This is a genomic window from Gemmatimonadota bacterium, from assembly GCA_026702745.1.
GTDB lineage: Bacteria > JAAXHH01 > JAAXHH01 > JAAXHH01 > JAAXHH01 > JAAXHH01.
In genome coordinates this window covers 20,043-41,941 of sequence record JAPPBT010000029.1, presented here as the reverse complement: position 1 = coordinate 41,941, position 21,899 = coordinate 20,043, and the positions used below count along the sequence as shown (strand labels likewise).

Genomic DNA, 21,899 nt, shown 5'->3' with positions numbered 1-21,899 from the left:
TCCGGTACGCCTCTCCAAAACACTTCCCTTAGTTCCCCAGTACGGCACGGATCCATTGACCGATCTGGACGATTTCCTGCGTACACACCTGGTGGGCCATGGGATACGCGTGGTATTCGGGTTCCATGCCCAGTCGCCTGAGGGATTCGGCGGCGGCGCGTCCCAGGGATTCATTCAGCATCGGATCCACTGATCCGTGGCAGACCAGTACGGGAAGCCCGGACTGAGCCGTACGCACGACGACGCTGGCGGCCGTGGGAAAGTAGGTGGACAGGGCAATGATGCCGCCGATCCGGTCCTGAAACGACAGCCCGGCTTCGAGGCAGACCGCGCCGCCCTGGGAGAAGCCCGCCAGCAGGATCCGTTCGCTCGGTACGCCCCGATCGATCTCCTGATGCAACAACGCATGCACCCTACCGGCGGAAGCGCGCAACCCGTCTTCGTCGAGACGCCGGTTTTCGCCCAGTTCCATGATGTCGTACCACGCGGGCATCACCATCCCCTGATTGATCGTCACCGGGATGGATGGCGCTGAAGGGAACAAGAAACGGACCGCGTAAGCCGACGGCAGGTCCAGTTGCGGAACAATCGGCGCAAAATCGTTTCCATCCGCACCCAGTCCATGGAGCCAGATGATGGATGCGTTGACCTCGGCCAGATTGTTGGATACGCGTTCTATTACGGGGAGATCAGTCAAAGTGGTTTGTTACCGGGCTGTGCAGAACCTGAGAGATTATTACTCAAAAAGATCAGCGTGGGAACCTGTCCTGACCAGGTGCAAATACAACGTACCGGGATCAGCATTTCAGATATCGAGGTCTTGGTACAAACCTTCGGCATTTTCGAATCTCTGACCCTTACCCTCTTCCAGTTCTTTCATTGCCTTGGTGGTTGCAGGACGTGGTACCTGTATTGGAAAAGGCAACCGTTTCTCGTTCGCTACGCGTACCAAAAGCAATCGAATCGCGTCGGACATAGACAAGCCCATAGCCTGAAGCGCTGTCATAGCTCGAGCTTTGGTGTCTTTGTCTATTCGTGCTCGAACAACTGTATCAGAATTCATAGTAAACGATCTCCTTGTAGCCTCAATGTAGCTACATGATCCCAAAGGTCAAGATGAAACCACACGCACAAATATCAAAACCCCCACCAAAAATTGAAACACTTAGCCTGTTGCGTTATATACAATGGTCGAGATCCATATTCACGATCTAGCGCACATGCGCCAATTATCGTGCTTCGATCAGACAGTGGGTTAAAGTGTAAGGGGGATTCGCGCGCTGATGAGTGCTCAGGACCGCACTCCAACCGCCCCTAAATCCGCCACGTCTCCAGCACGGATTCCTCGACCGGGGACGGTTCGAGGATGCGTTCGGCATCTTCGTAGCGGCAGGTGACCGGGGTGCCGGCATCGGCCTTTGAACCCGCGTACCGCACGGTCATGCCTGCGATCTGACGCAGGTCGTCGTCGGTGGGTTGGCCTTCGACCAGGGTGGTCGGACCCGTGACGTCCTTCGTTTCCAGTCTCCACCGGCCCGGTGTGTAGCGCTCCAGGAACTTGTTTTCCCCTTCTTCCCGCCCCATCACGACCTTGACGTCGGGCTTGACGCGGAAATGTCGGCCGATCTTGAGGAGCATCACGTCGTCCATGGTGAGGTTTTCCTTGCCCTCGAATTCGAAGAAGTCGAGGATGCGCCGGCCGAAATTCGCATCGGTCAGGTAGCAGCAGCCTCCCGCGGGTGAAGGATAGTCCTCGATGCCGTACTCCTCGGCCATTTCCATCTGCTTCTGGCGGGAACGTCCCTGGATGTCGCCAAGCTTTTCCCTGTCCACCCAGCCTTCCTGTTCCGGTACGGTGGGCGGGAGGCGCTTTGCGGAGAGAGGCCGCAGCAACAGGCCGTCCAGTTCGGCGTCACGGTCGATGACGTTCATGGGCTGGCGGCGCTGGGACATGGGCCGCTGGCCGAGGACCTCGCCGGTGAACATGAACTGGGCGCCGATCTCGTCCATGTACTGGCGGGCCCGCCGGAACATGAAGATGCGGCAGTCGATACATGGATTCACGGTTTTTCCGTAACCGTATTTGGGATCGGTCAGGACTTTCAGGTAGTCCGGACCGGAGATGTCGATCATCTCGACGGGCAGGTCGAGCTTGGCGCCGGCCTGCAGGGCCTCGTTGCGCACCGGTTTCTTGCGCTTCCGAGTCTTGGACCTGCGGTTGTGTTCCACCACGCAGAAGCCGGTGTAGAACGTGAGTCCCTGTATTTCGATGCCCTGCCGCATCAGCATGGCGGCCGCGATCGTGCTGTCCAGTCCGCCGGACAGCAATCCGACTGCTTTCACGGGTTTGGACATGGTTTGAGCCTCCCTCATACCCCGATCGTCGCCCGGAGCGTATCCGCCACCTTGCGGTAGGCGTCCGTCTGCTGCGAGTCCGGATCCCGACGGACGATGGGGGTGCCCTGGTCGCCTGCCAGACAGACCGCCGCATCGATGGGCAATGCGCCGACGAAGGGCACGCCCAGCGCCTCGCTGGCCCGTCTGCCTCCGCCCGTCGTGAAGATATCCGTGCGCTCGCCGCAATGGGGACAGTTGAAATAACTCATGTTTTCGACGATGCCGAGTATGGGCACGTTCACCTGCTGGAACATGGCCACGCCGCGCCGCGCGTCGATCAGGGCCACGTCCTGCGGCGTCGTCACCACGAGGCCGCCGGTCAGCGCCACGGATTGGGTCAGTGTCAGGTGCGCGTCCCCCGTGCCCGGGGGCATGTCGATGACGAGGCAGTCCAGCTCTCCCCACAGGACGTCGCTCAGAAGCTGCTGCACGGCCTGGTGGACCATGGGACCCCGCCAGGTGACCGACTGGTCTTCCGGGATCAGGAATCCGAAGGACATCATCTTGATATCGTGGGCGATCATGGGCAGGATCTTCTGTCCCACCACGCCGGGCTGGTCCTTGACGCCCATCATGGTCGGGATGCTGGGTCCGTAAATATCGGCGTCTAGCAGGCCCACGCTCGCGCCGTCGTCGGCCAGAGCCACCGACAGGTTAACCGAGACCGTGGACTTGCCCACGCCGCCCTTGCCGCTGGCCACCGCCACAATGGTCTTCACCCCCGGCAGTTCGATCTTGCCCGGCTGACCGTGCTGACCGTGCTGTCCCGCCGGGCCGCCCGCTGGTCCCTGGGCCGTGGCCGACTGTCCGGGCGGCGGTCCGGTGATCTGCACGTCCTGCACCCCGGGCATGCGCTCCACGGCTTCTTTGGCCGTCATGGTGATCTGGCGCCGGGTGGATTCGTCCTGCGTGGAAAAGGCCAGGCTGAAGGCCACGTGCCCGTTGGAGGCCTGCACGTTCTTCACCAGGCCGAAAGAGACGATGTCACGGTCGAATCCCGGGTACATGATCTGTTTCAACTGGTCCACCACGTCCCGCATGGTCACTTCATGGGCCATCTTCTGCTCCTGCTCGGTGGCGATGTGCCGCAGCACTGCGCCGCGCAACCGCTACATTCCAACCGTCAACCACTCGAAGGTCGAACGGTAACTATCCAATGGTCGAACGTCAACCAACCGGTGGTCGATTCTCGATGCGCAATCTACATCAGGCGGTCCGCCGGGGCAATCACTTTACCTTCTTTACGAACAGCTTGTACTCTTCTCCATCCTCGATGGTGTCGAGCAACGCGTGCCCGTTACTCGCGCACCAGGCCGGCATGTCCTCAAGGATCTGGGGATCATCGGCCAGCACTTCCAGCACTTCCCCCACTGCGATCTCCCGGATGGCCGACGCGGTCTTCATGATCGGCACGGGACAGAGCAGACCGAAGGTGTCGAGGGTCATGGACGGCTGGATCACGGTTCGTCGTGCCTCCCTGAAATGACCGCGTCTGTCGTCCGCGCGGTGGCTTCGGTCGTCCGTGCGGTGGCGTCGGTCGTCCGCGCGGTGGCGCCCTGGATCTAGGCCGTCACGCCGGCGATGGCGCGCAGTTCTCCGACGACCTCGGCGAGTGCGTCCAGTGCCTCACCGACCTCGGATTCCGCTGTGTCCGGACCGGCGGTAATCAGCAGCGAGCACCGGGCTTCGGTCGCCGTCCGTCCCAGGGCCAGCAGCACGTGCGAGGGCTTGGCCGCGTGGGCGGCGCAAGAGGAACCGACGGAAACGGCGAAGCCCCGGGCATCGAGCATCAGGACCGCGGACTCGCCATCGGCCTCCGGTATCCAAAGGTTGATATGACCCGGCAGGCGCAGCGCGGGATGTCCATTGATGACGGCATCCGGCAGGCGGTCCCGCAAACCGCGCAACAGCGACTTATCCAGCCGCTTCAAACGGTCGATCCGGGCAGGCAATTCATCCACCGCCAATTCCGCCGCCCTGCCGAAACCCACGATCGCAGGGATGTTTTCGTGTCCGCCGCGGCGTCCGTCTTCCTGGACGCCTCCTTCCACCTGGGGACGCAGCCGGGTGCCGGACTTCACGTAGAGGGCACCGGCGCCTGGCGGGCCGTTCAGGGATCTGGCGGAAAGGGACAGGGCATCCACATCCAGATCGTGTACGTCAACGGGCAGGCGCCCCATGGCAGCCACGGCATCGGTGTGGAAAGCCGCGCCGTTCCGGTGGGCGATCCCGGCGATTTCGCGCACGGGCTGGATCGTGCCGGTCTCATCGTTGGCGCGCATGACGGAAACGAGAACGGTGTCGTCTCGCATGGCCCGCGCGACCTGGTCGGGCCGCACGACGCCGTCCCCGTCGGCAGAAACTACCGTGACGGTGTATCCCTGCCGTTCCATGGCTTTCGCGGCATACAGCACGGCGTGATGCTCAATACTTGAAACGACGATATGCCGCCCGCGACTTGATCTTGCCTGGGCAATCCCCTTGACGGCCAGGTTGTCCGCTTCGGTGCCGCTCGCTGTGAATATGATCTCGCCGGGATTAGCGCCAATCAGTCCCGCTACCCGGCCGCGCGCCAGTTCCAGTGCGTTACGCGCCTGCACACCGGCCCGGTGAAGGCTTGACGGATTGCCGACGTATTCGCGGAGGCAGGGCTCCATCACTTCGATGACACGGGGGTCAACCGGTGGCGCCGCCCCGTGGTCCAGGTTGATCATGACTGGGGACCGGTTTTCAGGTATTGCGTTCCACCCATTCCCGCTCCCCGTCTGCACGGATCTCCTTCTTCCAGACGGGCACGATCTGCTTGACGCGGTCGATCGCGTAGGAACAGGCCTCGAATGCGTTTTTACGGTGGGGGGTCGCCACGGAGATGAGGATGCTGATCTCCCCGATTTCGAGCGTACCGACGCGATGAATCATGGCGACGTCTTCGATGCCCCATTTCTCGCGGATTTCCTCGCCCACTTCCCGCATCTTGGCTTCGGCCATCTCGGCGTAGGCCTCGTATTCCAGGCGCAGGGTCCGCCGGCCGTCCGAGTGGTTCCGCACGGTTCCGGCGAAGGTGACCACCGCACCGTGGTGGGGCTTGAGGGACCATTCAAAGAGGGCGTCCGGCTTTATGTATTCGCTCGTAATCTTGTACACGCGCTTGACTATACCTCTTTATGGAGCAACGGCGCCGCCGCTCATGTTCAGCGCCGCGGATAGCTCTCAGCGCCGCCGCTCACGGGCGGAATGCACGCCAGTTCGTCACCATCTGCCAGCACGGACTGCCGGTCGGCGTATTCGCGGTTCACGGCCAGCATAACGCTCCGGTCATAACTCGCCAGGCCGGGATAGGAATCGACAAGTTCCGCAAAGGCCTCGCCCACGGTGGTCCCCGCCGGGAGATTCACCTCGACCGACGCCGCGCCTACCGCGTCCTTGCATCCCGCGAAACATTTGACGATGATCCGCATTGCGGTCCTTTGCAGGCGTCAATCGTAGTCGGGAAAACCGTTACAGGATAAGGCAAAAACGCCCGAATGTCAAGCGGGGCGCACGTTCAGGATCGGGAAGACTCGCTGTCGCTATGAGACGTAAAACGGAGTGTAGGCGAGGAATCGACACCGGGGGTTCAGTGTTGATCTTTGACGTAGTGTGAAGGGCAGCCAGGCGGCTGCCTGTAAACCGGGAATCACGGAGGGGAAACCGCGAAGCCCGCCGGAAACCGCGAAGCCCGCCGGGTCTAATCCAACTTCCTTACCCGGTAAAAACAAACGGCGGTCAGGCCTGTGATCACGGTCCAAGCGAGGATGAGAAAGACCCATCCGCCCGTGGTCAACTCGGTGGCTTGTTGTTCCATGGGAAGCAAACTCCAGGTTTCATTTTCAGCATCGGGGCCGAAGGCGGCCGGCCGCACGAACGCGCTCGTACAAACAGCGCTCGCGCGAATGCGGTGTGCAAGGTTACGCTAATCACGGCTCCGGGCCGTGTCAAGTCTTTTGCCGGCGGGCTTCCCGGCATGGAACTCGGCTTCCCTTCATGGAACGCAAGGTGACCTTCAGTCGTCCTTCAGACGTACCAACAGGTATTGCGAGCGTCGCTCCCCAGGTATATTTTCGTTAATCTATGAAACGCAATTTCACGATTTTCCTCAGCCTCGTGCTGGTGACCGCGTGGACCTTCGCCGCGCAGGCGCAAGTGGAAGGCCCGACGATCCGGCTCGAAAGCGCACGGCTGTACTTCGTAACGTTCGAAGAGGTTGACGAAATCGCCCGCGGGCAAAGCAAACCGCCGCTCCTTACGCTCTCCGACGCGCCGTGGCTCTTTGACGGCCGGACCGTCGTCTATCCCGATCTCCAGCTGCTGGCTTACATCGACGAGGAACGCGGACTCGGCCGGCGCGTGCCGCTGGTCCTGTCCTTCGACCAGTACTACCGGCTGCGCAGCACGGCGCAATTCAGAAGAATGTGGCGGACGTCCGTGCTGTCCTACGTCTTCGACACCCAAACGCGTCTCAGCCAGGAAGGCCTGCTGACCCTTGATGTGCCGGTGAACCTGCCTACTTTTCTTGGCGGCGGATCGCCCGTAATCCGAATTCTCGGAAACCAGCGCATAGAGATGGACATGGCCAGCGAATGGACCGAAGGCAGCGCGAGCACGGCGACCAACCGGTTTTCCCGCACGCCAAACGTTTCCATGAAGCAAAACCAGGAGTTTACCGTTACGGGGAACATCGGCGAGAAGATCGAGGTGAACATCAGGCAGAACAGCGAAGCGTTCACAGATCTCGACAACAACCTCGCCATCCGCTACCAGGATGTCTTCGACGACGGACGGGAAGGGAACGGCATATTGAAGAGCTTCGAGGCGGGCAACGTCTCCCTCGAACTGAAGAACACGGAGTTCACGGGATACACGCAACAGCACACCGGACTGTTCGGGATCAAAACGACGGGGCAGCTCGGCGGCTTCCACCTGACCGCGATCGCCAGCCAGGAGAAAGGGGAAGGGGAGTCGGCCACGTTCCAGGCGGGCTCGCAGGGTTCCAACCGGTCGATCAGGGACCTCGACTTCAGGCGCAGGACGTACTATTTCATTGACGAACGGTACCGCCGGAACTTCTCGCGCAGGGACGTAAACGGTTCCCACATCGCGGCGGAGGACTCGGTCCGGTTGATCCAGGTCTACGTGTCGGGGCAGGTGACGCTCACCAACCAGGCCAGGCTGGTCAATGCCAGCGCTTTCCCGGAGCCCCCGGTGTACGACGCCGAGGGCGTGCTCATCCAGGGTTCCGAGGAAGGTGAATTCATTGAAGGAAAGTTCAGGTTCCTGGAGTCCGACGAGTTCTACATAAACGAACAATTCGGCTACATCGCGCTGAATACGCCCCTCCAGGAAGACGACATGCTCGCGGTGTACTACGAGACCGTGAACCTGGACGGAGAAATCAGAAAGTACGGCCGCCTCGACGGCGACGTCCCGCTGCTGCGCCTGCTCAAGCGGCAGCAGGAAAGGCCTCCCGATGTGCAGGACGATCCCTCCCAGTGGGGTACCTGGCAGTACGAGTGGCGTAACGTGTACTACCTGGGCCAGACGGATATCGATCCGAATAGCTTCGACCTGAGGATCTACCGCATCGAATCCGAAGGCGAACACAGTGAGATCGACGAGAACGGAACACCTTACGTCCAGCTGCTGGGGCTCGACCGAAGGGGAGTGGACGCCCACTCCGAGCCCGACCGGCGTGTCGATATCGACTACTCGCTGATCAATTTCGAGCGGGGCGAGCTGATCTTTCCCGACCAGTATCCCTTCGCGCCGATGCTGACCCGGAACTCCGCCGGTCAGTTGGCCTATCCGGATACGCAGGACGATGGCCTTCCCGACGAAACGCCCGGGATATACAACCTTTCGAACGAACAGATCATCAGGGAGCACAGCAGGCTGCACAAGTACTTCCTTGAGGTCGAATACCGGAACCAGTTGTCCCAGTATGCGCTCGGGCGGACCAACATCATCGAGGGAAGTGAAATCGTCCGGTTGAACGGCCAGCAACTGCAGCGGGGTACGGACTACATCATTCTGTACGAGGTCGGACAGATCCGCTTCACGAATGAGGAAGCCCTGACCCCGGATGCCGACGTGACGGTCCAGTTTCAGTTCGCCCCGTTCTTCAAGCCCGTGTCGAACACCCTGCTCGGGCTGCAGGGCGAATATCAGTTCAGCGAACGGTCCTGGATTAAGGGCACCCTGCTGTACCGGTCCGACAAGTCGCTGGAACAGAAATCCCGGATCGGCCGCGAAACCGGGCGCTACATGATGTGGGGGATCGATGCGCGCCTGGAGTTCGAACCGGACTTTATGACTTCCTTCATGGATTTCATCTCCCCCGCGGACCTCGGGGACGAGGCGTCCTCGCTGATCATCGAGGCCGAACTGGCCCAGAGCGTACCCAACCCCAATATCCTGGGCGACGGGTTCATAGACGATTTCGAAGGGAGCAAGGAGGAAACCGACCTGGGCGTGCGCCGCAGCGGCTGGCGGCCGTCCAGTCCGCCCGATCGGCATACGCACGGCCAGCGGGGCCGATTGACCTGGTACAATCCCCTGGAGCAGGTCGACGTCCGGCAGATCTATCCAACGCGCGAGGTCACGGGCCGCGACCAGCTGCAGCACGTGCTGATCATGGAATTCGATCCCACGGAACCCGACCTGCGCTGGGGTGGTATACACGCGGATTCTACTTTCAACGCGCCGGGGCAGCCAATGGGACCGGATGACGTGATGAACCGTTGGGGCGGGTTGATGCATCCGCTGTCCGGAAGCTACGTCGACCAGACGCGCAGCCGTTTCATCGAGTTGTGGGTGAATGGAAACCGTGGCGAACTGCACATCGACCTCGGCGTGATCAGCGAGGACGTCAACGACGACGGGCGGCTGGATACGGAAGATGATCGTAGCGACGGTTTCGGAAACAACCTCCTGGAACCAGAAGAAGACATCGGCCTGGACGGCCTGCGTGACGAGGACGAGGCCGGTTTCAACCCAGTAACGAATCCGGACCCGCACGGAGACAACTTCGCCTTCGAAGGCACACAGGGCGGCAACGTGCCCGTCGACCAGGTCGACTACAGCAAAATCAATGGACCGGAAGTCAATGCCAGCGATCCGGACCAGAACCGGCGTCCCGATACCGAAGACCTCGATTACTCCGGGTTCCTCGATGTACAAAACGATTTCTTCAAGTTCGTCGTGAATCTGAGTCCGGATCACGAAGACACGATGTTCGTAGCCGGCGGCGACCAGGAGCGATCCAACTGGGAGAACCCGGACAGCTGGCGTCTGTACCGCATTCCGCTGGACACCGGAGTGTCCGGCGCCGATCCGGCCGGCGCCGGTTCGACCGGCGCGAGTCCAACGGCGGACGACACGGGTGTGCAGGGCAACGCGGACACGGAGGCGATGGTGGGCGGGGGCGTAACGTCAAACCGGGCGTACGACGGTTCGGTGGGCATGCCGAGGTTCGACCGGATCGAAACGGTCCGGCTCTGGATCACGATGGTCAACGAACCGGTACAGATGCGCATCGCCTCCATCAACATCGTGGGCAACCAGTGGCAGGAAGACTTTCAAGGGGCCATCACCGATTCCAGCGGTTTCCCTGTACCGGACGAAAAGCTGGCGGAATACGAGGAGACTTTTGATGTGGCCGTGAAGAACACCTACGACAACCCGGGGGACTACACTACGCCGCCCGGCGCGATCATCGAGTACGATCGGGTAACCGGCCTGCAGATCAAGGAGCAGTCGCTGAGCCTTACCTATACCAACCTGCAGCCTCACCACAGCGCCCAGGCCTACCGAACGCTGTTTACCTTCCAGGACTATACATTGTATAACTCCCTGAGATTGTACATCCACGGTTCGGATCATTTCGAAGGCGATCGGTCGCCCGAGTTTTTCATACGATTCGGCAGCGGTGAATTTGACTATTACGAATACAGGACCCGCGTGGTCCCGGGCTGGGACGATGCGAATCATCTCAGGGTCGTTTTCGACGACCTCACGATTCTGAAAAGCGAAACTGAAGCCGCGCGGGTGACGGCGACGACGGCGGATACCACCTATTCGGTCATACTGAGCGACGGGAAGGAACGTCCCGTGCGTTTCAAGGAGGGGCCGCCGGGCACGGGAAGTACAGTGGCCATCGCCGAGTTGGAAGGGAACAAGCAATACAGGGTACTCGGAGCACCCGCGCTGGCCCGGATCCGCCATATCACAGTCGGGATCTACAACCCTTACGATACCGAACTCGAGGGTGGCGAGCTCTGGCTGGACGAACTGAGGGCCGGTGATGTCAGGCGCGACCGGGGCCTGGCCGGCCGCTTGAAAATAGACGCCGATTTTGCTGACGTGTTCTCGCTGTTCGGGACCGTCAGAAGCGTGGGCAGCCACTTCCGCCGGATAGGCGGTGAAGAAGCGGGGAGCAGGACCACCGTGATGAACTTCTCCACCCTGTTGAACCTGGGTAACATGCTGCCGGAAAACTGGGGGCTGTCCGTTCCGGTGCGACTCCGCTGGAGAAACGACCTCAGGCTGCCCCGGTTGCAGGTCGGCTCCGACATCGTCCTGCTGAACAGCGAACAGCGCGAAGCACAGCGCACGGAGAACACCGACCGGTCCTTTTCGACTTCCATCTCCAAGCGGGTCGGTTCCACGAATCCCTTCGTCGCCTGGACCCTGGAACGCATCCGGTTCGACTACACGTCGACCAACTATTTCCGGCACTCCGTTTCCAGGATCGATACCACCGGGGCCTACCGGGCAAGGCTGCAATACAACCTGACCCCGCGCAAGAGGATCCAGTGGCCGATTCTCGGATGGATGCCGCTGCCGGATTTCATTTCAGGACTGACGTTCAACCCGTTCCCTGTTCGACTGGAGTTGTTCTCGGAGATAAACCGCGACAGGCGGATTTATCTCAACAGGCCGGGGCGGACCGTCGAGGCCGGAGATACCAGCGAGACCCCTTCGGTCATCTCGGACCGGAGCGAACGATTCACCCGGTATCTGAATCGTAACATCCGGGCGATCATGGAACCATTCAGGTCATTGAGAATGAACTACAACCTTGCCGTTTCCAACGACATGAAGTCCGATTCCACCGTATCCTTTACCAGCCTCGAATTCGGACCGGAAACCAGCTTCCGCCAGAACCTGGGCCTCGACTACCGCCCCGAGATCACCACCTGGTTCAGGCCTTCCTACAATTTTACCACTTCATACGCGGAAAACCGGAATCCACAGCTTCAACTTGTCGGCGCTTCTCCGGAAGCGCGGACCATCACGTTCAACAACCAGCAGGGCGTGCGTACCAACGTCAACATGGCCAGGATGGTATCGAACGTTTTCGGGAGCACTTCGAGGCGATCGGAACCGGGAGATTCCGGATGGTTCAGGCGTAACCTGGCGGATCGGTTTGTCACCGTCTTGAACAATCTCTCGCCGGTCACCCTCAGTTTTACGGTCAGCCGCAATCAGAACTTTTTCAATGCGGTCTCCCGCCCGACCCTGCGTGAGCGCATGGGACTGTCGGACTATTTTTCCGTACCGTTCGATACCCTGGGGACCGGCGACGGGGTTAGCGGCATCCAGCGCAACCAGGAATCGGAAGCGAACCGGTCGTCCTTCAACGTCGGAACGGGAATCAATTACCGTGGAGCGACTTTTTCCATCAGGCCTACATGGGTATCGACCCATAACCGATCCACGACCCTGAACCGGAAGCAGCGCAACACCACGTGGCCGGAAATGAACCTGCGCTGGAGTCCCAATCCCAGGAGCATGGGCGAATTCGGCCGGCTGTTCCGTCGGATCGAATTGTCCAGCGGGTTCTCGCGACGCAACAGCAAGAGTACCGACCTGAAGCAACAGGACCTGGCGGTTGCGCAGGGCGCTGCGACGGGTGGTGCGGACCCCGGCGAATCCGCCATCACCCGGACGACCACGACGACCTTGTCTCCACTGTTCGGATTCGTTTTCGACCTGAACGCGGGACTGGTGCTGAGAGGTAATTTCACTACGTCGGACGGACTGACCCAGTTCGGGCGGAACGCGACCGATCAGAAACTACAGACCAGGTCGATGACCATTGCCGTAGACTACCGACTCCGGCCCGGTGTCCGGATCTTCGGGAGGAGAACGAGCGGGGACATCAACGCCCGGCTGCAATTCACCCGGAACTCCAACAGGACGCTGATCTCCCGGATAGGCGGCGACTTCCAGGCAAACAACGGCCAGAATCAGAACCGTTTCTCGGTTACGACGGACTATCGCTTCAGCAGGTACGTCCGCGGCGGCTTGACACTTGAATTGACGAATACACTGAACGTGGTCACCCAGCAGAAGCGGCTTCGCCGAGGCGGCGGGCTGTGGACCGAGTTCGTCTTCAACTGATTTGCTCCGAGGGTGATTATGACTAAAGGGGAAATACAGGCCGTCATCTTCGTCGCGGTCAGCATGCTGGCCGGCGCCGCAATTCTGCTGGTGAAACAGTACGATTCGGGTTTCCTGCCCGACCTGGATCCGGTTCAGGCGCACGGACGGCTGAACGCAGGTATCGAGACGGAATCCGCCACGGCTACCGCGGACGATTCGAACGCGCGCCTCCCGTCCACCGGGTCGGACGCTGGACACTCGACCATCGGGGCAGATTCGGGACACCCGGCTGCCTCGCAGGACTCGGGGCACCAGAACGCCGGGATCTCTACGAAGTCCGCTTCTTCCACCGGCAACCTGCTTGTGCCGGTAAATACCGCCCCTGCGTTTGAACTTCAGAAACTGCCGGGGATCGGTCCGAAACTGGCGGAGGCGATCATCGAATACCGGACGCGGTCCGGTCCTTTTGAGGCGGTCGAGCAGCTGCTCGAAGTGAAAGGGATCGGTCCCGCCAAACTCGGACGCATACGACCTCTGGTGGAGCTGAAGTGAATGGTTGGTTGCGCCTGGCCGCGCCTGGTTGCGCCTGGTTGCGCCTGGTTGCGCCTGGCCGCGCCCGGCGGCGCCCGGCCGGAAGCATGTGCCCGAGTGCCGGCCGACCCCGTGAGCCTACGTGCCGGAACGACCCATGCGCCTGGGTGCCGGAAATCCCCGAAAACCGCCGGAAAACCGGGTTTTCTCAACGGGCTTTTTTGTTGACATGCACCCCCTGAAAATCTATTTTCGATGTGGTTCGAACGGTAATGGCCGGAGGTGGGAATCATGCTCCGAATCGGCACGGGAATCGCCAGGGGCCGTCGGCTGAAGTCCGTAACCGGCGACATCCGTCCCACCGGCAGCCGCGTACGCGGATCGTTGTTCGACATCCTGTCGGCGCGAATCGTCGACGGTACGGTGCTGGACGTGTGCGCCGGCACAGGAATCCTGGGCATTGAAGCGCTGAGCCGCGGTGCGCGCTGCTGCCTTTTCGTCGACCGTGACCGCCGTGCCGTCCGGACGATTAGAGACAATCTCGACCGCTGTGGGTTTCGCGGAAGCAGCAGGATCTGGATGACAGACGCTATTCGGAGTCTCGATCACCTCGCCGACCATGCCTGCACGGTGGACATCATACTCGCCGATCCGCCCTATGGCGATCCGGTAGCACGGGAAATCGTCCGAACCGCCGGCGAACGGAATGTGTTGGCTCCGGGCGGCCTGCTCGTCCTGGAGCATCGGGGAGACGACCAACCGGAATCCTGCGAAGGTCTCGACCTGGCGCGCAGCCGAACAATCGGTGACACGGCGCTGTCTTTCTTTCAGCCCGTCTCGTCAAATCAGCCCGTTGCGGCGGCCACCGTGAACCGGCCGGAAGTCCTGCCCATCGATCTTCCACCTCCTTCATCGAGAACCCGGCGATGAAAGTTGCGGTCTACCCCGGTACTTTCGATCCTGTAACCAACGGACATCTGGATGTGCTGAAACAGGCGCTGACCGTGTTCGACCGCGTGGTGGTGGCCGTTGCGACCAACATGGAAAAGCACCCTATGTTTTCGGTGGAGGATCGCGTGGACCTGTTCCGACAGGCCGTGGACGGCTGGTCGGGAGTCGAAGTGATGTCGACGGACGGGCTGACGGTCGACCTCGCCAAAAAACTCGGCGCCCATGCGATCGTCCGCGGCGTTCGTTCCGCCGGAGACCTGGAAACGGAATCCCAGATGGCGCTCATGAACCGGCGCCTGGCCCCGTTGGTTACCACGGTATCGTTCTTTCCCGGCGAACCATCGGTGTACGTGAGTTCTTCGCTCGTGAAAGAGGTCTTCCGTTTCGGTGGCGACGTAAGCCACCAGGTCCCGCCTCCCGTATTGAAAGCGCTGACAGAAAAGTGCGGATCGATCAGCTAAACCTCCGGATATCCAAGGACTGCCAGACACCGCCCTCCGCCCCCTTCCCATGCCCTCTATCCGTCCCCTCTCACGAAAACTGGATCGCATCGCACCCTCGGCGACCACCGTACTCAACGAGCGGGCCATCGCGATGAAGCGCGATGGCGTCGAGGTTTTCAACTTCGCCGTGGGCGAGCCGGACTTCCCCACGCCAGACCATATCAAGGAAGCCGGCATGGCCGCGATCCGTGACAACATCACCCGGTACACGCCCGCGACCGGCATCCTGAACCTCAAGGAAGCGATCTGCCGCAAGCTGGCCAGGGACAACGGGCTCGAATACGCGCCGAACCAGATTGCGACGACCTCCGGCGGCAAGCACGCCCTGTACAACCTGCTCTACGTGATCTGTGACGAAGGTGACGAGGTCCTCGTCCCGGCGCCCTACTGGGTCAGTTATCCCGAGATGGTCAAACTCGCGGGCGCCGTTCCGGTGGTGCTGGACACGGGACCGGGCGATGCTTTCAAAGTGTCGGCCGGCCAGGTGCGATCCGCGATTACGCCGAAGACCAAGGCGCTCCTGCTCAACTCCCCCTCCAATCCCACGGGCATGGTGTATTCGCGGGACGAACTCGCCGCCATCGCCGAAGTGGTCATGGAGGCCGGGATATACGTCATCACGGACGAACTGTACGAGAAGATCCTCTATGACGGCCATCGCCACGTAAGCATCGCGGCCCTCCATCCGCAGATGAAGGAACAGGCGCTGGTGGTCAACGGACTTTCCAAGGCGTACGCCATGACCGGCTGGCGCCTGGGTTACGCCGCCGGCCCCGCCGAGGTGATGGAGCTGGTCTCGAAATTCCAGGGGCAGACGGTGTTGCATCCGAGCACCATCACCCAGCACGCGGCCATTGCCGCGCTGACCGGCCCCGAGGACTTCCTGCCCCCCATGATCGGGGCGTTCGACCGCCGGCGGAACTACATCATGGGAAGGCTGCAGAACATGGGAAGCGTGGCGTGCGCCCGTCCCGGCGGCGCGTTCTACGTCTTCCCCGACCTTTCGGCATATACGGGCCGCAGACGGCCCGACGGCAGCCCCATCGAAGGATCGCTGGACCTGGCCATGTACCTGCTGGAGGCGTACCAGGTGATCTCGGCGCCGGGCGCCGCCTTCGGATCGGAGGGATGCCTGAGGTTTTCCTACGCAACCACCCTGGACGTGATCGAAAAGGGCATGGACCGGGTAGAAGAGGGGTTGTCGTCCCTGGCGGGTTGACCGACCGCGAAGCTCCGCGGCGACCTGCCGAAAGCACGCGAAGCGCCGCGGCAACCTGTCGAACGCACGGCGGAACCATGGAAAACTCGAAAACAGCGCTGGCAGACTACCGGCATCTTTTCAGCAGGATCGACGAAAAGGGGCTTGCCCGGGTCCTGGAACTCGCCCTCGACCGTCAGTTGATCGTCAAGCTGCTGCACATCTGCGGACTGGTCCAGGATGTGCGGGACCTGGCGACAGCACCGATGTACACGCTCGCCGCCCAACTCGCCGGGGACTGCTTCGAGCGGGAAGTCACTGCCGCGCAGGTCATCCGGACCCTGGTCCAAACCAGTTCACGGGAGATCGAACAGATCGGTAGATCGTCCCCCGAAGGCATCAACTCCCTGCTGAGTGACCGGACCGACGCCTATACCCGGGAGTGCGGCCGGATGACCTTTGCCATGTTGCTGGACGAACGGGAGGCGGTTTACGCGCCGGCCATCGAACGGTTGAACCGGATTCCGGCCTTTCAACCCCGGTCCGGCGTATCGGAGGAGACGGCGTCCCCCTACCTGCGGGACGATCCCGTCCTGAACGGCGGACCGGAGGACGCCCGTCCGATGGAGGACGCCCGTCCGATGGAGGACGCCCGCCCGATGGAGGACACCGACCCGGCGCTGATCGAAGCCCGCCGGTACGGCGCGGACCTCGAAAAACGGAATCGGATCCTGGAAGACCGCGTCAGGGAGATGCAGCGACGGATCGAACAGTTCAGAGAAGAAGGCGGCGCGGAATCTGAAAGGGTAGCCCACTTCATCGACGTGCAGAACATGTGGTATGCCGCCCGGCAACAGCACGGGATTGCGGCGCGGGTGGATTTCGAGAAGCTCATGCAGGCCGCCGTGAACGATCGCCGGCTGATACGCGCCTACGCCTACGTGATCCAGACCCCGGAGGTGGACCAGAGCGGATTCGTCACCATGCTGGAACAGTTCAGCTACGAGGTGAAGCGGAAGGACCTCCGCCGGCGCAGCGACGGCTCGGCGAAAGGCGACTGGGACATGGAGATGGCCATCGACATGATCAGAATTGCCGAGAAGGTCGATGTCGTCATCCTGGCAAGCGGCGACGGGGATTTCGTGTCGCTGATTCAGCTGCTCAAGGAACTGGGCCCGCGCGTGGAGGTGTTCTCCTTCCCGCACAACACAGCGCGGGACCTGATGGAAACCGCGGATCATTACCATCCCATCGACGCATCACTGTTGATCGATATGGATCCGGCCCGTTAAAGTCGAAGGAAACTCGATACATCGTTCATACATGGAGGAACAAATGGTAAAGATCGGCATTGTCGGTGCGGGAAACGTGGGGGCGACCGCTGCGCTGTACGCCGCGCAGAAGGAACTGGGCGACATCGCCCTTATCGACGTGGTGGACGGCATCCCGCAGGGCAAGGGACTGGACATGATGGAAGCCGGACCCGTGCTGGGCTATGATTCGGCGATAGAAGGCTCCAATGATTTCGCGGCCCTGGAAGACGCGGCAATCGTGGTGGTCACCGCCGGACTGGCCCGCAAGCCGGGCATGGACCGGCTCGACCTGCTGAAGAAGAACGCGGAGATCATCACGTCGGTGACCGAAAGCATCGTGAAGTACGCGCCGGATGCCCAGATCCTGATGGTCAGCAACCCGCTGGACGTCATGACCTATGTCGCCCTCAAGGTGTCGGGGTACGGTCGGAAGCGCGTCTACGGACAGGCCGGCGTGCTGGACTGCGCCCGTTACCGGTCCTTCGTGGCCATGGAACTCGGCGTCTCCATGGAAGACACGCAGGCGATCATTCTCGGCGGGCACGGCGACACCATGGTCCCCATTCCCAGGTACACCACGGTCTCCGGCATACCCATCACCGAGTTGCTGCCCCGGGATGCCATCGACCGCATCGTGCAGCGGACCCGCGACGGCGGCGCGGAGATCGTCAACTACCTCAAAACGGGAAGTGCCTACTACGCCCCGGCGGCCTCCGTCGTCCAGATGGTGGAATCCGTCCTGAAGGGCAAGAACCGCGTGCTGCCCGCCTCGGTGATGCTGGAAGGCGAGTACGGTCTGCGGGATGTCTGTGTAGGGGTGCCCGTGAAGCTGGGCAGCGAGGGCATCGAGGAAGTGATCGAACTGGAACTTGCGGACGACGAACGGGCGGCGCTGCGTGCTTCCGCCTCAGTGTACCAGGAGAGCCTGGACGAATTGGGCATATAACATCTACGTCAATTGAGGGAATCCTGACGGAGGAGGAAGAAAGCGACATGGCTGCACAACCACCCGCTGGTGGAAAGCACATAACGATCGATGACCGGGGCGTGCTCAACGTCCCGGACCAGCCGGTCATCCCTTTTATCGAAGGCGACGGCACGGGACCGGATATCTGGAGGACGGCCCAGCGCGTCTTCGACGCCGCCGTCGACAAGGCGTACGGCGGAGACCGGCGCATCGCGTGGCACGAGGTGCTGGCAGGAGAAAAAGCCTTCAACCTTACGGACAGCTGGCTGCCGGATGAGACGGTAGACAGTTTCCGGGAATACCTGGTGGGCATCAAGGGGCCCCTGACCACGCCCGTGGGGGGCGGCATCCGCAGCCTGAACGTGGCGCTGCGACAGATCCTCGACCTGTACGTATGCCTGCGGCCGGTACGCTGGTTCACCGGCGTGCCCAGTCCGGTGCGTCATCCCGAAAAGGTGGACATGGTGATCTTCCGCGAGAACACGGAGGACGTGTACGCCGGGAAGGAACAGGAGGCCTACAGCGACGAGGCCGCCCGGCTGATCGCCTTCTGCAGGGAGCAGTTCGGATGGGAAATCCGGTCCGATTCGGGCATCGCCATCAAGCCGGTGAGCGAGACCGGCAGCAAGCGGTTGATCCGCGCGGCGGTAGAGTACGCCATCGCGCGGAACCGCAAGAGCGTCACCCTGGTGCACAAGGGCAACATCCAGAAGTTCACGGAAGGCGCTTTCCAGAAATGGGGCTACGAACTCGCGAAGGAGGAGTACCCGGACCGGCTGGTCAGCTGGGACGAATGCGGGGGCGACGTCCCGGACGGCAAGATCCTCGTCAAGGACGCCATCGCCGACATCTTCCTGCAGCAGATCCTGACCCGCCCCGACGAGTTCGACGTCATCGCCACCATGAACCTGAACGGCGATTACATTTCCGATGCGCTGGCCGCCCAGGTGGGCGGTATCGGCATCGCACCGGGCGGTAACATCAACTACAAGACCGGGCACGCCGTGTTCGAAGCGACCCACGGTACGGCGCCGAAATACGCCAACCAGGACAAGGTCAACCCGGGTTCCGTCATCCTCTCCGGCGAACTGATGCTGCGCTATCTCGGCTGGGACGAAGCGGCCGACCTGATCATTCAGGGGATCGAAAAGGCCATCGGGAGCAGGATCGTGACGTACGATTTCGCCCGGCTGATGGACGGCGCGCAGGAAGTCAAGTGCTCGGAATTCGGCACCGCCATCATCGAGCGGATGCAGGCATAGGGTAACGCGGATCTTCGGGAATTCCCCATGTTCGTCGATTTCGCGAGAATCCACGTAAAGGCCGGACGCGGCGGCAACGGTTGCTGCAGCTTCCGCCGCGAGAAGAACGTGCCGCGGGGCGGGCCGGACGGCGGACACGGCGGCGACGGGGGCCATGTCGTCCTGCAGGTCGACCCGGGCAAGCGGACGCTGCTCGACTTCCAGTACCAGCACCTGTACCGGGCCCGGAACGGCACCCACGGTCAGGGCAAGGACATGCACGGCCGGAATGCCCCGGACCTGGTCATCGGCGTCCCCCCCGGGACCATCGTCAAGGACCGGGAGTCCGGCTCGGTGATTTCCGACATGGTCGGGGAGGACCAGACTCTGGTCATCGCCCGGGGAGGCCATGGCGGCCGCGGAAACTCGGCCTTCGCCACGTCCACCAACCGGGCGCCCCGGCGCTGGGAGGAGGGCCATCCGGGCGAGGAACGCCAGCTCGAACTCGAGCTGAAGCTGATTGCCGACGTGGGGCTGGTCGGTCATCCAAACGCGGGCAAATCCACCCTGCTGTCGCGTCTCTCCGCCATGAGGCCCAAGATCGCCGACTATCCCTTCACCACCCTCGAACCCAACCTGGGTATCGTAAAGTTGGGAGACTACGACCGCTTCGTCCTCGCGGACATCCCCGGCCTGATCGAGGGCGCCCACGAAGGCAAGGGACTCGGACACCAGTTCCTCCGCCACATTGAGCGGACCCGGATCCTCGTCTTCCTGCTCGACACGAGCCAGCCCGATCCCGTGCACGACTACGAAGTGCTCGTCAACGAACTCCGCCAGTTCAATCCAATTCTCCTATCCCGTCCCGCCCTGGTCGTCTTCTCCAAGCTGGACCTGATCGTAGACCGTTCCGTCCTGGACGGCCTCGTCGTGGATCCCGTCCGCGCGAAGCACGCGGGCCAGCGCAACAACCCCGTGCTGGCGATCTCATCCGCCACCGGAGAAGGCATCCCCGAACTCCTCGGGGAAATCCGCCAGATACTTCACGAGATCGGATCCGACTCGCCCGACTAATCTCTTATAATCGCGCCGGACGGTGATAAACGCCGACGAAATACCGGTTAGTTCCGTAACCCGAAACTACACTGAATGGCCGTCCATTGAGGACCGGCCTATGGCGGACCTATCTATGGCGGACCTATCTATGACGGACCTATCTATGACGGACCGGTCTTTGGCGGACCTGGCATCCTGGCTGACCCTTGCGCGTGTGCCGGGCGTAGGGGCGTCGCGGTTCCACGCGCTGTTGAGCCGGTTCGGTTCGCCCGCCGCGGTCCTGTCCGCCACGTTGGACGAACTGGCCGAGACCGAGGGGGTGGGACCGCGGATCGCCCGGGCGGTGCGCGGCCACCGGGACCAGGCCTTCGTCGACCGTCAGCTGCACCTGCTCGATCGGCACGACGCGCGCATCGTCACCTTCCGCGACCGGGACTATCCCGAGCGGCTTCGCGAGATCTACGATCCGCCGCCGCTGCTCTTCGTTTCCGGCGGCTGGAAAGTGGAGGACGAACAGTCCATCGCCATCGTGGGTACGCGGTTTACCACCGCCTACGGCCGCAGGATGGCCGAGGCCTTCAGCGCGGAACTGAGTGCATACGGGTTCACGGTCGTGAGCGGCCTGGCGCGGGGTGTGGACACGCTCGCCCACCGGACCGCACTGCGCGGCAACGGCCGTACGGTGGCGGTGCTGGGCTCGGGCCTAGACCGGCCGTACCCCGCGGAGAACCGCAAGCTGATGGCATCCATCCGGGAACATGGCGCCGTGCTGACGGAGCACCCCTTCGGAACCGGTCCGGACGCCGTCCATTTCCCCCAGCGCAACCGGATCATCAGCGGTTCGACGCTGGGGACGATCGTGGTGGAGGCCGGCAAGCGCAGCGGAGCGCTGATCACCGCGCGCTTCGCCCTGGACCAGGGCCGCGAGGTCTTTGCCGTCCCCGGACCGCTGAACGCGGCCGGCAGCGAGGGGGTGAACCGGCTGATCAAGGACGGTACGGCCAAGCTGATCCAGCGGGTCGAGGACGTGATCAACGAGCTGGCGCCCCGGCTGGGTTTCGAGCCGACCCGATCGGAACCGGAACCGGCCGGCCCGGATTTCGAACTGCCGCCCGTTGAGGCATCCATGTACGGTCAGGTCACCTCGGATCCCAAGCACATCGACCACCTGGCGACCGCCCTCTCCCTTACGTCTTCCCAGGCGCTCGGTGTCCTGCTGGCGCTCGAACTGAAAGGCGCGGTACGGCAATTGCCGGGCATGAGGTTCGTGAGATCCTGACCTCGTCCGTCCGGCGGCCTGAACCCGTCCGTCCGGCGGCC

The 21,899-nt window shown here is 62.1% G+C and carries 18 protein-coding genes; 10 read left to right on the top strand and 8 right to left on the bottom strand.

From position 1 onward, the window contains the following. Nucleotides 1-28: 28 nt before the first annotated feature. From OXH56_05480 to OXH56_05445, 8 genes are all read right to left on the bottom strand, one after another. Nucleotides 29-697: a carboxylesterase gene (locus tag OXH56_05480; protein ID MCY3554755.1), complete on the bottom strand. Its 669-nt coding sequence runs from the start codon at nt 695-697 to the stop codon at nt 29-31. A 108-nt stretch (nt 698-805) separates the two neighbouring features. After that, a complete protein-coding gene (locus OXH56_05475) occupies nt 806-1,063 on the bottom strand; it encodes a type II toxin-antitoxin system RelB/DinJ family antitoxin (GenBank protein MCY3554754.1) in 258 nt (85 codons plus the stop codon). Nucleotides 1,064-1,314: 251 nt separating this feature from the next. Then, nucleotides 1,315-2,355, bottom strand: coding sequence for a 7-cyano-7-deazaguanine synthase (locus tag OXH56_05470; GenBank protein MCY3554753.1), 1,041 nt, complete (start codon nt 2,353-2,355; stop codon nt 1,315-1,317). Nucleotides 2,356-2,369: 14 nt separating this feature from the next. Next, nucleotides 2,370-3,503: an Mrp/NBP35 family ATP-binding protein gene (locus OXH56_05465; GenBank protein MCY3554752.1), complete on the bottom strand. Its 1,134-nt coding sequence runs from the start codon at nt 3,501-3,503 to the stop codon at nt 2,370-2,372. 121 nt (nt 3,504-3,624) lie between these two features. Then, complete coding sequence (locus OXH56_05460) at nt 3,625-3,858, bottom strand: sulfurtransferase TusA family protein (protein MCY3554751.1); 234 nt, start codon at nt 3,856-3,858, stop codon at nt 3,625-3,627. Between the two features lie 101 nt (nt 3,859-3,959). Then, nucleotides 3,960-5,111: a cysteine desulfurase family protein gene (locus tag OXH56_05455; protein ID MCY3554750.1), complete on the bottom strand. Its 1,152-nt coding sequence runs from the start codon at nt 5,109-5,111 to the stop codon at nt 3,960-3,962. A 16-nt stretch (nt 5,112-5,127) separates the two neighbouring features. Continuing rightward, nucleotides 5,128-5,541, bottom strand: a complete 414-nt coding sequence (locus OXH56_05450) for a molybdenum cofactor biosynthesis protein MoaE (protein MCY3554749.1) — start codon at nt 5,539-5,541, stop codon at nt 5,128-5,130. Nucleotides 5,542-5,588: 47 nt separating this feature from the next. Further along, nucleotides 5,589-5,855 (bottom strand): MoaD/ThiS family protein, encoded by a 267-nt coding sequence (locus OXH56_05445; GenBank protein ID MCY3554748.1) that lies wholly within the window; start codon nt 5,853-5,855, stop codon nt 5,589-5,591. A 652-nt stretch (nt 5,856-6,507) separates the two neighbouring features. Here OXH56_05445 and sprA point away from each other — a divergent pair. The 10 genes from sprA to dprA all read left to right on the top strand — a co-directional run bounded on the left by sprA (nt 6,508) and on the right by dprA (nt 21,858). Continuing rightward, nucleotides 6,508-12,837, top strand: a complete 6,330-nt coding sequence (sprA, locus tag OXH56_05440; GenBank protein ID MCY3554747.1) for a cell surface protein SprA — start codon at nt 6,508-6,510, stop codon at nt 12,835-12,837. A gap of 18 nt (nt 12,838-12,855) precedes the next feature. Then, the gene (locus tag OXH56_05435; GenBank protein ID MCY3554746.1) at nt 12,856-13,371 is read left to right on the top strand and encodes a ComEA family DNA-binding protein; all 516 of its coding nucleotides are present in this window, start codon (nt 12,856-12,858) and stop codon (nt 13,369-13,371) included. A 270-nt stretch (nt 13,372-13,641) separates the two neighbouring features. Then, nucleotides 13,642-14,280: a 16S rRNA (guanine(966)-N(2))-methyltransferase RsmD gene (rsmD, locus tag OXH56_05430; protein MCY3554745.1), complete on the top strand. Its 639-nt coding sequence runs from the start codon at nt 13,642-13,644 to the stop codon at nt 14,278-14,280. Beyond that, nucleotides 14,277-14,762, top strand: a complete 486-nt coding sequence (gene coaD / locus OXH56_05425) for a pantetheine-phosphate adenylyltransferase (protein ID MCY3554744.1) — start codon at nt 14,277-14,279, stop codon at nt 14,760-14,762. The genes rsmD and coaD overlap by 4 nt, the downstream gene beginning before the upstream one ends. Nucleotides 14,763-14,811: 49 nt before the next feature. Continuing rightward, entirely contained in the window at nt 14,812-16,023 is a 1,212-nt protein-coding gene (locus OXH56_05420) for a pyridoxal phosphate-dependent aminotransferase (GenBank protein ID MCY3554743.1), read from the top strand. A gap of 77 nt (nt 16,024-16,100) precedes the next feature. Further along, entirely contained in the window at nt 16,101-17,294 is a 1,194-nt protein-coding gene (locus OXH56_05415; GenBank protein ID MCY3554742.1) for an NYN domain-containing protein, read from the top strand. 43 nt (nt 17,295-17,337) lie between these two features. Continuing rightward, on the top strand, nt 17,338-18,261 hold the full coding sequence (gene mdh / locus OXH56_05410) for a malate dehydrogenase (protein MCY3554741.1): 924 nt from the start codon (nt 17,338-17,340) through the stop codon (nt 18,259-18,261). Between the two features lie 47 nt (nt 18,262-18,308). Beyond that, a complete protein-coding gene (gene icd / locus OXH56_05405; protein MCY3554740.1) occupies nt 18,309-19,544 on the top strand; it encodes an NADP-dependent isocitrate dehydrogenase in 1,236 nt (411 codons plus the stop codon). A 27-nt stretch (nt 19,545-19,571) separates the two neighbouring features. Further along, nucleotides 19,572-20,597 carry a GTPase ObgE gene (gene obgE, locus OXH56_05400; protein MCY3554739.1) on the top strand — a complete coding sequence of 342 codons (1,026 nt, stop codon included), beginning with the start codon at nt 19,572-19,574 and terminating at the stop codon, nt 20,595-20,597. A 130-nt stretch (nt 20,598-20,727) separates the two neighbouring features. Continuing rightward, a complete protein-coding gene (gene dprA / locus OXH56_05395) occupies nt 20,728-21,858 on the top strand; it encodes a DNA-processing protein DprA (GenBank protein MCY3554738.1) in 1,131 nt (376 codons plus the stop codon). Nucleotides 21,859-21,899: the final 41 nt, after the last annotated feature.

Coding starts and splice junctions, on each gene's coding strand:
- OXH56_05415 (MCY3554742.1), top strand. CDS start 16,101: ATGGAAAACTCGAAAACAGCGCTGGCAGACTACCGGCATCTTTTCAGC.
- OXH56_05470 (MCY3554753.1), bottom strand. CDS start 2,355: ATGTCCAAACCCGTGAAAGCAGTCGGATTGCTGTCCGGCGGACTGGAC.
- OXH56_05475 (MCY3554754.1), bottom strand. CDS start 1,063: ATGAATTCTGATACAGTTGTTCGAGCACGAATAGACAAAGACACCAAA.
- dprA (MCY3554738.1), top strand. CDS start 20,728: ATGACGGACCTATCTATGACGGACCGGTCTTTGGCGGACCTGGCATCC.
- OXH56_05445 (MCY3554748.1), bottom strand. CDS start 5,855: ATGCGGATCATCGTCAAATGTTTCGCGGGATGCAAGGACGCGGTAGGC.
- mdh (MCY3554741.1), top strand. CDS start 17,338: ATGGTAAAGATCGGCATTGTCGGTGCGGGAAACGTGGGGGCGACCGCT.
- rsmD (MCY3554745.1), top strand. CDS start 13,642: ATGCTCCGAATCGGCACGGGAATCGCCAGGGGCCGTCGGCTGAAGTCC.
- icd (MCY3554740.1), top strand. CDS start 18,309: ATGGCTGCACAACCACCCGCTGGTGGAAAGCACATAACGATCGATGAC.
- sprA (MCY3554747.1), top strand. CDS start 6,508: ATGAAACGCAATTTCACGATTTTCCTCAGCCTCGTGCTGGTGACCGCG.
- obgE (MCY3554739.1), top strand. CDS start 19,572: ATGTTCGTCGATTTCGCGAGAATCCACGTAAAGGCCGGACGCGGCGGC.
- OXH56_05455 (MCY3554750.1), bottom strand. CDS start 5,111: ATGATCAACCTGGACCACGGGGCGGCGCCACCGGTTGACCCCCGTGTC.
- coaD (MCY3554744.1), top strand. CDS start 14,277: ATGAAAGTTGCGGTCTACCCCGGTACTTTCGATCCTGTAACCAACGGA.
- OXH56_05420 (MCY3554743.1), top strand. CDS start 14,812: ATGCCCTCTATCCGTCCCCTCTCACGAAAACTGGATCGCATCGCACCC.
- OXH56_05435 (MCY3554746.1), top strand. CDS start 12,856: ATGACTAAAGGGGAAATACAGGCCGTCATCTTCGTCGCGGTCAGCATG.